Source organism: Nibrella saemangeumensis (assembly GCF_039541915.1).
GTDB classification, from domain to species: Bacteria; Bacteroidota; Bacteroidia; order Cytophagales; family Spirosomataceae; genus Nibrella; species Nibrella saemangeumensis.
The window spans coordinates 147,645-159,812 of the sequence record NZ_BAABHD010000030.1 but is presented as its reverse complement, the minus strand read 5'-3'; the positions used below and the strand labels follow the sequence as shown (position 1 = coordinate 159,812).

General features: G+C 52.3%; 9 protein-coding genes and 1 pseudogene. 5 read left to right on the top strand and 5 right to left on the bottom strand.

What is annotated here, in order from left to right; genetic code table 11:
* Positions 1 to 15: 15 nt before the first annotated feature.
* Together ABD949_RS15725 and yihA are read right to left on the bottom strand one after the other, a co-directional pair.
* On the bottom strand, positions 16 to 504 hold the full coding sequence (locus ABD949_RS15725; protein WP_345244806.1) for a DUF5606 family protein: 489 nt from the start codon (positions 502 to 504) through the stop codon (positions 16 to 18).
* Between the two features lie 147 nt (positions 505 to 651).
* Complete coding sequence (gene yihA, locus ABD949_RS15720; RefSeq protein ID WP_345244805.1) at positions 652 to 1,257, bottom strand: ribosome biogenesis GTP-binding protein YihA/YsxC; 606 nt, start codon at positions 1,255 to 1,257, stop codon at positions 652 to 654.
* A gap of 224 nt (positions 1,258 to 1,481) precedes the next feature.
* Here yihA and ABD949_RS15715 point away from each other — a divergent pair, with 224 nt between their 5' ends.
* From ABD949_RS15715 to ABD949_RS15705, 3 genes and pseudogenes are all read left to right on the top strand, one after another.
* On the top strand, positions 1,482 to 2,306 hold the full coding sequence (locus ABD949_RS15715) for a TerC family protein (protein ID WP_345244804.1): 825 nt from the start codon (positions 1,482 to 1,484) through the stop codon (positions 2,304 to 2,306).
* A gap of 107 nt (positions 2,307 to 2,413) precedes the next feature.
* Positions 2,414 to 3,898, top strand: a complete 1,485-nt coding sequence (locus ABD949_RS15710) for an NADH-quinone oxidoreductase subunit N (RefSeq protein ID WP_345244803.1) — start codon at positions 2,414 to 2,416, stop codon at positions 3,896 to 3,898.
* Between the two features lie 131 nt (positions 3,899 to 4,029).
* Positions 4,030 to 5,859: pseudogene (locus tag ABD949_RS15705) on the top strand (amidophosphoribosyltransferase); the annotation flags it as partial.
* Positions 5,860 to 5,933: 74 nt separating this feature from the next.
* On the opposite strand, the gene ABD949_RS15700 reads toward ABD949_RS15705, so the two are convergent.
* Positions 5,934 to 7,343 carry a vanadium-dependent haloperoxidase gene (locus ABD949_RS15700; RefSeq protein WP_425576763.1) on the bottom strand — a complete coding sequence of 470 codons (1,410 nt, stop codon included), beginning with the start codon at positions 7,341 to 7,343 and terminating at the stop codon, positions 5,934 to 5,936.
* Positions 7,344 to 7,528: 185 nt separating this feature from the next.
* On the opposite strand from ABD949_RS15700, the gene dnaG reads away from it, so the two are divergent.
* Positions 7,529 to 9,562, top strand: coding sequence for a DNA primase (gene dnaG, locus ABD949_RS15695; protein ID WP_345244801.1), 2,034 nt, complete (start codon positions 7,529 to 7,531; stop codon positions 9,560 to 9,562).
* Positions 9,563 to 9,621: 59 nt separating this feature from the next.
* Here dnaG and ABD949_RS15690 read toward each other — a convergent pair whose 3' ends face one another.
* The gene (locus tag ABD949_RS15690) at positions 9,622 to 10,014 is read right to left on the bottom strand and encodes a hypothetical protein (protein WP_345244800.1); all 393 of its coding nucleotides are present in this window, start codon (positions 10,012 to 10,014) and stop codon (positions 9,622 to 9,624) included.
* 276 nt (positions 10,015 to 10,290) lie between these two features.
* On the opposite strand from ABD949_RS15690, the gene ABD949_RS15685 reads away from it, so the two are divergent.
* On the top strand, positions 10,291 to 10,986 hold the full coding sequence (locus ABD949_RS15685; protein ID WP_345244799.1) for a response regulator transcription factor: 696 nt from the start codon (positions 10,291 to 10,293) through the stop codon (positions 10,984 to 10,986).
* On the opposite strand, the gene ABD949_RS15680 is transcribed toward ABD949_RS15685, so the two are convergent.
* Positions 10,970 to 12,010, bottom strand: a complete 1,041-nt coding sequence (locus ABD949_RS15680) for a LytTR family DNA-binding domain-containing protein (RefSeq protein ID WP_345244798.1) — start codon at positions 12,008 to 12,010, stop codon at positions 10,970 to 10,972. The two genes, ABD949_RS15685 and ABD949_RS15680, sit on opposite strands and share 17 nt — an antisense overlap.
* Positions 12,011 to 12,168 lie beyond the last annotated feature (158 nt).

Below are 12,168 nucleotides of genomic sequence, written 5' to 3'. Positions count from 1 at the left end.
GAAAATGGATACTCTTTACGCTGGCTTCTGCTCCTCCTGTTCGGCTTCGTTGGCCGGAGCATCGGTGGTATCGGCCGAAGCGTCGGCTGTTTCGGCCGCTTCGCTCTTCTCGAATACCTCCGGTGCGTTCTTCCGCAGGATAGAATACCAGCTTACAATCTTCTTAATATCGTTGGGGCGAACCCGCTCCCGGTCATAATCGGGCAGGGCTTCCTCCATAAAATCGGTCAGTTCGTCGTTTGCGCTTTTGGCATTGACCGGTAACTCGTCACCAAACTTGTCGGCAATTGCCATGAACACTTCGCCCAGCGGCATCGACTCATCCGTCGTGTCTACGTACACCGAAATATCGTGCAAAATCGACACCCGCGCCGAGGGGCCCATCATGGTTTTCTCTTTCTTCTCATCAAGCGTTTCGACGATAACGCCCGAACGGCTTGGCTTCAGAATCCGGTAGAGGCCGCTGTGACCGGCGATGTTTGCGATTTGCTTCAGTGCTTCCATACTCCCTTTGTTTATCTCTAACGCCACTTTAGTAATATTGTTGCCGGTTTTTTGTTTGAATCGAGCCGCGAAAATAAACAAGTTTGGTTAGTTCCGACCAGAAATTTACAGCGTGTTTTTCGGCAGTCAGCGCTATCGTTCTGAGGCTCAGGGAATTTTTACCTCCTGATTGAGCGATTGAATAAACGCTAAAATTTCGTCGCGCCCGGCTCCCGAAGTCGCTGAGGAGGTGAAAATTTGTGGTACTTCCTCCCAGGTCTGCAGCATGGTTTCGCGGTATTGGTCCAGTTGTTTCTGGAGGGCCGTTTTGCTCAGTTTCTCCGTTTTTGTGAATACGATTACAAACGGCAGGCCTTTCTCGCCCAGCTTTGCCATAAACTCCAGGTCAATCTTCTGCGGATCAATGCGGGCGTCGACCAGCACAAACGTGCAGACCAGGTTGGAGCGGGTAGTCAGGTAAGTATCAATCATGGTACCCCAGTTTTCCCGATCGGTTTTGCTGACTTTAGCGTAGCCATAGCCCGGCAGGTCGACGAGAAACCATTCATTGTTGATGATAAAATGGTTGATGAGCTGGGTTTTGCCCGGTCGTCCGGATGTCTTGGCCAGTGAATTTCGACCGGTCAGCATATTGATCAGCGACGACTTACCGACGTTGGACCGGCCGATGAAGGCATATTCCGGTTTTTTCGGGGGCGGGCACTTTTGGGGATCACTGTTGCTGATAACGAATTCGGCGCTATTGATTTTCATAGGTTCTGACCGGTTGCAGCCGCAAAGTTCGAAAAGAATACGGATAATCGGCAATGTTGCCGAACCTGTGGCTACCAGAAGCTCAATTCACCTCAACAATCTATCTACCGCTCAGGCCAGCACCGAACCTTTCGCTTACCTAATAGTTCATTCCTATAATTTACCGGCCGCTAAACTGGCATACCGGGTAGTTTTGAACTGGATTTTAACGTATACAGGCACAAATGGAGACTTTATTTACGGCAGAGGCTATCATTAGTCTTCTGACGCTAACTTTTTTGGAAGTTGTTTTAGGTATCGACAATATCATATTCATCTCTATCGCGGCCAATAAGCTGCCGCGGGCCGAGCAGGCCAAAGCCCGCAACATTGGGCTGCTGGCCGCTATGTTTTTTCGGATTGGCCTGCTGTTCGCCGTTTCCCTGCTTATCTCCCTGAGTAAACCGTTTGCGACGGTTAACAGTCAATTGTTTGATGGGGCTTTTTCGGGGCAAAGTGTGATCCTGATTGTGGGCGGTCTGTTTCTGTTATATAAGGCTACCTCGGAAATCCATCATAAGCTGGAAGGAAAGGCCGATGTGGTGGAGGAAGGGAAGCCGGTAGTGAAAACAGCCGTGAAAAAAGGGGTCGCCGGTGTTATCTTTCAGATTATTCTGATCGATATGGTTTTCTCGATCGACTCCATTCTGACGGCGGTGGGCCTGACTCAGAATTACACGGTTATTGTGATCGCCATTGTTGTATCCGTTGGGATCATGTTGTTCTTCGCCGGGCCGGTCGGTCGTTTTATCAATGAGCATCCCAGTATTCAGATGCTGGGCCTGGCTTTCCTGATCATGATCGGCTTCATGCTGATTGCCGAGGGGGCTCACCTGGCCGATGTCGTCATCTTCAATCAGGAAATTGGCTCTGTCCCGAAAGGCTATCTTTACTTCGCCATTGCCTTCTCGCTGCTGGTCGAATTCCTGAACATGCGCATTCGCAGGAGCCAGAAACCTGTGGAGCTGAACACCTACAGTCAGCAGGCCGAACGGGAGGGCGTAATATAAGCAGCGGCAGGGGCCTGAGGGTAAGCGTCCTGTAATTCTTACTCCGGGCCCCTTGCCCCCTGCCCCCCGCTATATTACCTTTGCCTGTCGTTACGTACCCATTCACTTTGCAACTTCGCGACCAATTACAGGATATACTGGATAGTCTGGGCGGCTTTGGGCCGGAGGTATGGCTTTCGGTGGCTTTCGCGGGACTCCTGGTTGCTGAATTACTCCTGTCGCGGGCAGCATCACCCCAACAGACCCGTCGCTGGCTGGCCGTTCTCAGTATCGGCGCGCTACTGGTCGCCGGCTGTTGGGCCGTTTTGCAGCCGTTGCGCGGATTTTTATTTCTGCATCTTCTCTTTCTGGATGATCAGGCCGTCTTCTTCAAAGTAGTTATTATCCTTGGGGCGGTGGCTGTTGTTGCCTATGAGGCTTTTGGTACGGCAGAAGAGGACCTGTACCAGCCGGCAGACAGGCTTCCTGTTGAGTGGTATTCGCTATTGACGGCGCTGGTGCTTGGGTTGTTTATCATGACCATGGCAACCAACCTGCTTGCGATCTACCTGAGCCTGGAACTGGTGTCGATCTGCTCGTATCTGCTGACGGCGCTGACAACCAGCCGTAAAGCGGCCGAAGGGAGTATTAAATACCTGTTGTTCGGGGCGGTTAGCTCGGCTATTATGCTGTACGGGATGTCGCTGCTGTACGGTATGACCGGCACGCTGGATATTACCAGCACTGTGTTCGGCGTCGAATTGGCAAAAAATGGGCCGGTCGTGGTCGCGCTGGCCAGTATGCTGACGCTGGCCGGTCTGTTGTTCAAATTATCCCTGGTGCCCTTTCACATCTGGACGCCGGACGCCTACGATGCCGCTCCGGTGCCCGTAGCCGCGTTCTTCTCCATTGGTCCCAAAGCGGCTGGGCTGCTGGTGCTGATGCGGCTGGTGTCGGCCCTGCCGGGCGAGTTGCAAACCCCCTTAGCCGTGATTGCGCTGGCCAGTATTACGCTCGGTAATTTATCGGCGCTCTGGCAAACAGATGCCAAGCGGCTGCTGGCGTACTCGACCATTGCACATGCCGGGTTTATCCTGGTCGGGGTGGTGGCGTTTAACGAGAGCGGCTTTCAGGCGGCTACCTTTTACGTCGCTACGTATCTGTTCATTAACCTGGCCGCCTTTTTTCTGATTGATGCGTTTGCCCGGAGCACGGCAGGCAGCCTGCGCATCGGTGATTTTGCCGGGTTGGGTGCCGGCCGGCCGCTGCTGGCGGTTGCCATGACCGTAGTGATGCTGGCCCTGACCGGCCTGCCGCCTACGGTGGGCTTTACGGCCAAGCTATTGTCATTCTCTGCCTTGCTTCAGGCCTACCAGACCACCGAAAACCCCTGGCTGCTCGTTCTGTTTGGGCTGGGGGTGTTGAATGCCGTAATTTCCTTATTCTATTATCTGAAGATTCCCTATCTCCTCTTTTTCAAGGTAAGTACCCGCCGTGAAAATGGGCCTGTACCGTCTGTTGCCCGGCAGGTGCTGATTGGCGTGCTGGTGGCACCGATTATTATCCTGTTTATGAAGCCGGACTGGTTATTACGGCTGATTGCAAATCTCTGATTCAGATTAAAGTTTCAAAAAGCTCAGGCCGGCTCGTTGATAACTCTACAGGATTCTTAACTTTGTTCAAGTGCTTCACCGAACGAAAAGAAAACAGGTAACGTTACCTTTTCATCACTAAAAACCTCCTCATGAGCGACGCCATCAAACATGAGTGCGGCATTGCAATGATTCGTCTGCGCAAGCCATATCAGTACTACATCGACAAATACAAAACACCCCTTTACGCGGCTAACAAACTCTACCTGCTCATGGAAAAGCAGGTAAACCGGGGGCAGGACGGAGCCGGAGTTGCCAACATCAAGATTGACGTTCCGCCCGGACACCGCTACATCAGCCGCTATCGTTCTGTCGATTCACAACCGGTGGCGCATATCTTTCAGAAGATTAACAAGAAGTTCAAGAAAGCGCTGAAAGGCAACAAAGAGCATATCCGCGATGCCCGCTGGCTGCAGGAGAACGCTGCGTTTACGGGCGAGGTCTGGCTGGGTCACCTCCGTTACGGTACCCACGGTGCCAACGAAATTGAAAACTGCCATCCGATGCTGCGCCAGAATAACTGGCGGAGCCGTAACCTGGTCGTAGCCGGTAACTTCAACATGACCAATGTGGATGAGCTGTTCGATAAACTCGTCTCCCTGGGTCAGCATCCGAAAGAACTGGTCGACACCGTAACGGTGATGGAGAAGATCGGACACTTCCTCGACGAAGAGAACCAGCGGGTATTCGACCGGTTTAAAGGTATTTACGAAAACCCTGACCTGTCGGATATCATTGAAGATAACATGGACCTCCAGCGGGTGCTGTACCGCTCGTGCCGCGATTTCGACGGCGGGTATGCTATGGCGGGAATGACCGGCTACGGGGCGGCTTTTGTGGCTCGTGATCCGGCTGGTATCCGCCCGGCGTATTATTATGCCGACGATGAAGTAGTGGTAGTCGCGTCGGAGAAGCCGGCCATCAAAACGGCTTTTAATGTCGAATACAGTCAGATTAAGGAAGTCGAACCGGGGCACGCCCTCATTATCGATAAGTACGGCGAATACGACGAGTACGAATTCATCAAGCCGATTGAGAAGCGTTCCTGCAGCTTTGAACGCATCTACTTCTCCCGCGCCACCGATCCGGATATCTACAACGAGCGCAAAATGCTCGGGCGGTTGCTGGTACCGCAGATTCTGGAAGAAATCGACTACGATCTCGAAAATACCGTTTTCTCTTACATTCCGAACACCGCCGAGACTGCGTTCTTTGGCATGGTAGAAGGTTTGGAGGATTATCTGGCCAAGCAGCGGAAGAAGGCCATCATGGAAGGCATTCTGTTTGAGCAGGACCTGGAAAAAGTCCTGTCGTTCCGGCCCCGGATTGAGAAGCTGGTTTCGAAGGATGTAAAGCTCCGCACCTTCATCACCGACGACGCACACCGTGAGGATATGGTGGCGCATGTGTATGATACCACGTTCGAGGTAATCAAAAAAGGGAAAGACAATATTGTGGTTGTGGATGACTCCATCGTGCGGGGAACGACGCTGGAGAAAAGCATTCTGCGGATGCTCGACCGGCTCGGCCCGAAGAAAATTATCATTGTATCATCGGCCCCGCAGATTCGCTTCCCGGACTGCTACGGCATTGATATGTCAAAGGTAAAGGAGTTTGTGGCTTTCCGGGCGATACTTGAACTACTGAAGGAGCGTGGCCTGGATGATCTCGTTGATGAAGTATATGCCCAGTGCGTAGTCGCTATCGAGTCGGGTAATGCCAGTCAGAAAAATTATGTAAAAGCCCTTTTTGAGCCGTTTACGTATCAGGAGGTGTCGCAGAAAATAGCCCAGATCATAACACCCAAAGACCTGAGCGCCGAGGTAGCCGTGGTGTACCAGACAGTGGATAACCTGCACCGCGCCTGCCCGAACCACATCGGTGACTGGTACTTTACGGGTGACTACCCAACGGAAGGCGGCAANCTAGCGCTTTTAAGTCTAAAACAGAAGCGGCCCCGGTACTGTACCGGGGCCGCTTCTGTTTTAGAGACGAATTATCTGCGCCAGCTAAGCGTATTTATGTTCCGACCGATCTTCCGGCCTTCAACGAGCCCTATTTCGTTATCCTGCCGGGTGTGAATACCGCCCAGAAAGCGGGAACGGGCCGATTCCTCTGCGGCTTCCCAAAACGAATCGTAAGCTCTGGCTTTAAAGTCAACATTTCGCTGGACATCGCGGGCGCGGCCTACGTGGGAATCGTCTGTAAACGCGAAGTTGTTGCCGTACAGATCGGCCAGTACAGTAGCTGCGGCTGCCGATTGCGTGGCATGGCCGGAGGTATAGCCCGGAAACGGCGGAGCCGGCCAGAACGGAACCCAGGCGGGATCGATAGCCCGCCGGACAAAGGTGTACGGACGCTCGTTGAAAAACTTGTATTTGCATTTCCAGCATAGCGTAAAGGCATCGGCTACGGTTATGCCGGTTCGGGCCAGCGTTTCGGCCGCTTTCGCCAGATTGGCTTTTGACGCTTTGATGGCAATCCGGCCCAGGTTATACGAATGACCGGGGGGCGTAAAGGTTTCACTTGGATCATCGGCCCACCAGACGGCAATTTCCTTCTCGGCCTGGGTCAGCGCCTTGTTTTTGGTGTATACTTCCAGATACTGGGCAAAGTACTGCGATTTCAGATCCGTGGATGCCTCCAGCGGTTGTGGCATCGGAAGATTGCCGTTCGCAGCCAGGAACAGGCGGTTGTTACCCCAGTAAGGCTGCATGGGAATCTGTCGGCCGTTTTCGGTGGGTTGCCAGGAGCCGGGAAACGATGGTACCTTAAAATCGGCAGGAAAATTGCGGTTGTATCCTTCATGCCCGCCGTCGCTTTTCGACCACTCAAAAACGGCCTGAGCAATACTCCGGCCAAAGCTGATAGAACGCTCATTAATTTCGTTATTTTTATCTTTGAACGTTGTCAGAAGCGCATTCTCCAGGGAATCAATACGCGTTTTATTCGCAGTTGGCGTATTGGCAAACAGGTTTCTGAGGATGCTGGCCTGTGCAGCATTGGCGCTTAGAGCCCAATGGTAAGCTTTACCCGTTTCGGGCTGCGGTAATTGCGTAAGCCCCTGAAGCTGCCCAACCAGCGAGCGGTGACCCGTCATACCCGGTACCAATGCCTCGTAGAGGGTAACGCCCGCGTAGCCGAACGTACGGGCCGCTACCGGTGGGGTAAAGCCCGGACTCGTTCTGATCAGTCTCAGGTGTAGATCTGACCATTTCAGCGCAACATCGGCATTAAACGACTCAACGGTCTGGCTTTGCGGTTTTACCGGGTCTGTTGTTTGCTTACAGCGCTGAAACAGCAGCAGGCTCAGCAGGACCAGCGTGCTGATAGCAGGCCGGCTCAGAATCCTGGTAACTGGTGCTGTATATAGAAGGGGAGGTTGTGGTAGAATTTGGTCCATCATCATATGGGGTAGACATTCACAGGCTATACTACTGATTCATAAGGAAAAGAGCAAAATCACTGCCAGTTTGTTACAAATAAAAATTGTTGGCAGAATAAGTTGTTTGTCCACCCGATAAGATTTACCGTAAATTTGGTGTAGACTCCTGTAGTAGGGCGTCCTGGTACTGTTTTAATCCAGCCGTAATGCGCATTCCTGAAGAAACCGTCGACCGCATCCGTCAGGCTGCTGATATTGTAGAAGTAGTGGGTGATTTTGTTTCACTCAAAAAGCGGGGTAGCAATTACATTGCCTGCTGCCCGTTCCACAACGAGAAAACGCCTTCGTTCAACGTCAATCCCACCCGTCAGATCTATAAATGCTTTGGCTGCGGCAAAGCCGGTGATTCGGTTCGGTTTGTCATGGATGTCGAAAATATCGGTTACGGCGAAGCGCTGCGCTTTCTGGCGAAAAAGTACAACATCGAGATTCAGGAGCAGGAAGCCACGCCCGAAGAACAGATCCGCCAGAACGAGCGGGAGAGCCTGTTCATCATCCTGAATTTTGCCAAAACCTTTTACCAGGAAACGCTGACCCGCACTGAAGAGGGACAAAGCATCGGCCTGAGCTACTTCCGGGAGCGGGGCTTCACCAACCCCACCATCGAAGCGTTTGACCTGGGTTATAGTGTTGACCAATGGAGTGCCTTGCTGGACGAAGCGCAGCGGAAAGGTTATAATACGGCCCTTTTGGAAAAGGCCGGACTGGTGCTGGCTAAAGAAGGCGGCAAGGTATACGACCGGTTCCGGGGCCGCGTCATCTTCCCGATCCATAACGTGGCCGGGCGGGTGATTGCCTTTGGCGCCCGAATCTTAAAAACCGATAAGTCGCAGCCCAAATACATAAATTCGCCCGAGACGGAGGTTTATCACAAAAGTCAGGTATTGTACGGTATCTACCAGGCAAAGCAGACCATCCGGCAGGAAGACGTCTGTTACCTGACCGAAGGGTATACCGATGTGCTCTCGCTCTACCAGGCAGGCATTAAAAACGTTGTGGCTTCGTCGGGAACGTCATTGACCATTGAGCAGATTCGTCTGATCAGCCGCTTTACCCAAAATGTAACGATTCTGTACGACGGCGATGCCGCCGGTATCAAAGCGGCCCTGCGCGGGCTGGATATGGTGCTGGAAGAAGGCCTTAATGTGAGCGTAGCCAACTTTCCCGACGGCGACGACCCGGACAGCTACGTGCGGAAAGTTGGGGCGGAGGCTTTCCGTGACCACCTGCGCCGGAATACCCTCGACTTTATTACCTTTAAAACCGATACGTTGCTGCGCGATGCCGGCGATAATCCGTTCAAGCGGGCGGAAGTCATTGCCGAGGTGGTGGGGAGTATCGTGAGGATACCGGACCCCATCAAGCGGCAGGTGTTTTTCCGGACTACCTCGCAGCAACTCCAGGTGGATGAGCAGACGCTGATCAGCGAAGGGAATCGCCTAATCCGCAAACAACAGGAACAGAAAGCCCGTGATTATGAGCGCCAGAAAACGACGCCGGCCAGAGGGTTAGTTCCCGATTCGCCCGCCCCGGCCGGCGGTGACCCCTCTCTCGACGATATAAACGCGCTGCTGAACGGGCTGGAGATAGATGCTCCCCCTTACGATATTCCGGCTCCGGTAACCCCTAAAACGCCAACAACTACCAAAGGAACACGCAGCCCTCTGTCGTACCAGGAGGAAGAATGCATCCGGCTGCTGATCAACTATGGTGCCCGTGAACTGGAGCCCGGTATCTCGCTCTGCCATTATATGCTGAGCGAACTGGGCGATATTCAGTTTCAATACGCGCCCTACGACCTGATGCTGACCCTGTTCCGGGAAGCTTTTCAACGGGGTGATATACTGACCTCCGGCCACTTCCTGAGTCAACCGGATACCCTCCTCCAGCATGAAGCGATTACGCTAACTACCCCCCGCTATGAACTCAGCGACGGCTGGCTCAAACACGAGATCATTGTACCCAGGGAAGAAGAAGTGGCTATTCTGGCCGATTCAGCTTATGGAAATATTCTGCGGATCAAGAAACTACTGGCAGAGCAGCAGATGGTGCGGCTGAAACAGTTGATCAGCCAAACCGCCAATCCGGCTGAGTCTGATCAATATATGCTGGAGTATATGCACTTCAAGCGGGTTGATATGGAAATTGCCAAGCTGTTGGGGACCGTAATATCCGGATAAAACAATCCCGGCTCAGTGGGTTGACCACTAGCCGGGACAACTGTATACAGGGAAGGGAACTACGCCTGCGGGCTGGTCAACCGGCTCAATTCATGCGCAACATTGCGGTTTAAGTCTTCCAGCAACCGGGTATGGACCATCAGCTTGCCCGGCTTTGATGACTCGGGCTGCCTGACCGGTTTAGGGGCTGTCATGTCGACCATCAGCGTGGTCAGTACATCACTCATCTGCTTTCGCAGCTTTAGCAACGCTTGCATTTTATCGGGATTATGCGCACGGTCAGAAAACGCCTTTTTCCGGGGGCGACTATAGCGCGCCCGTTGCGCCCCGTTGATAACTTCGTTGATCTGAAAGTATCGCTGGTAAAACTCTTCGGTGGCCTTGACCCAGTCCATGACGACGGCTTGGGTTTCGGCGACCGGCATATAGTACGTAGGGTTTGAAGCTTCCATAAGTAGAGATGATAAACGGTCTGAAAAAGTTTAACGCTGAACAGCACATGCCGCCCTTGGGCCGCATGCCGAATGGAAACTACGGGAAAGGAACCGTTTGAGTCAACCGCGTACGGACGAAATCAACATTTGAGCGGACGAAATGACCAACAAAGTTTAATGCACCTGGCTAAATTTTAGTCGTTTCGTCCGCTCAAATGTTGATTTCAGTCGACCCAAATTGACAGCCTGAGCGTTAGAACGTAGATTCAGCATGTATTCTTAGGGGGACTCAATATGGAACAAATGGTGGACAGCCCGGATGGCGCAAAAAAATACTTTCTTCGTCGGCGGGATTTTTCAATTCTGGTGGCCCAGTCTGAGCAATTTACGTGTGAGGTGCTCAGTCAGTTGTTGAAAGAGCAGGGATACAATGTGGTAGGAAGGGCGGTAGAGATGGAAGACACCCTGCAGCAGATTCGGGTGAAACGTCCACAGTGTGTGATTCTGGATTCGGAAATATCGGGCCGGCGCAGTTTCGATATTGTCCGGCAGTCGCAGGCCGATGACCAGCATACCAAATTTATTCTTTACACCAGTCGCCCCGATCTGCGGACGATTGCCCATGCCATGCAAATTGGATTTTTTGGTTTTCTGTACGCCAGTGACGGGCTTGAAGAACTCTACCGCTGCTTTCAAACGGTCAGCACAGGTGGGTGTTACTACAGCGCCGGTTTTATGGCCCTGCTAAAAAACTACGGGGTAGAGGTGCTGGAAGAAGGTACCCGTGAGCAGATAAACCGGCTTTCTGACCGGGAGCGGGAGGTGCTGCGGCTGATTAGCCAGGGAATGCCTGGCGACGAAATTGCCAAGGCGCTGCACATCAGCTACCGGACTCTGTCTAACCATAAGACCAATATTGCCAAAAAGCTGAATGTCGGTAGTTGCCGGCAACTCACCCGCTACGGCATTACCATTAAAAACTATCTGTAAAGACAGGCGAATCCGGTAGCGATACAGTGGGACTGGCCGATGCATGCGGAACAGGCTGGTATTTGCCGCCCAGCCATTCTCTGAATTCCTGCAATCTGGCCCGGGGCAGAATAATCTCGCCGTCGAAGGGGCTGTTAAGCCGAACAATGTATTTACCTTTTTCCCAGTGGGCGTAGCTTTGAACCACCCGCCGGTTGAGAATAAGCCCCCGATTAACCCGGAAGAATTTGGTCGGATCGAGTTCGGCCTCCAGTTCGTTGAGTGTTTTGCTCATCATGTATTTACCTTTCGGGTGCTGGACGTAATAATTCCGGTCCTCAATGGTAAAGTACAGGCATTCTTCAACCGGGAAAATCATTTCGCCCTGTCCGTTGCGGCTTTTCACGACATCCAGGTATTCTGGTGCCGGCGTGGTTTCTGAGGACGGCAAACCGCCGGAGGTCGCTATCAACTCACCGGATTCAGGCCTGGCTACATCAGGCTCAGGGTACGACGGTCTCTGATTAAAGTAGTCATACAGCAGGGAGCCGTTAACCGCCAGATAGCCAATAAGAAGTACCGGGGTGAGGTAGAGTACGTACACCCGTACATTAAAGGTGCCCAGCAGGTATTTTTCCAGATACCGATCCAGGGTGTAGAATGGGTATGACTCCGTAATAAAGCGAATCGTCTGAGTAAACGGATTAAAGACAAAAAAGGCCAGCAGCAGAACAGGCAGCAGACGCAGCTGGTAACGCATGATTGCCGGCCAGCTCAGCGGCAGAGAGTGAATTCTGAACGTGGTATGATACGTGTTGATCAGCTTGATCAGAATATACAGTGTACAGACTTCGGGCAAAAACAGGCCCCGAAGCAGTAAACTTGCATAGGTAAGTCCACCGCCCAACTCTTCTACCTGGACCAGCTTGCTCCGATAAGCAACGGCCCAGGTAAGTCCTTCAAATAGTAACGCCACAATGAGCAGAATGGTGATACTATTAAAGGGGTTCCGCAAGTACAACCGGTTTAGCTGAACCTCTTTCATGCTCCACTTTTCCTCTTAAAGCTAAGTTAATAGTAAATATTGACTAAATCACTACGGCTTTTGATACTTTTTCTCCATTGAAGCCCCCCTCCGCCAAAGGTACCTTTGTAATGAATCAAGCGCGCTGATTAACTCACGTCCAAGTCTTCTTTACTCAA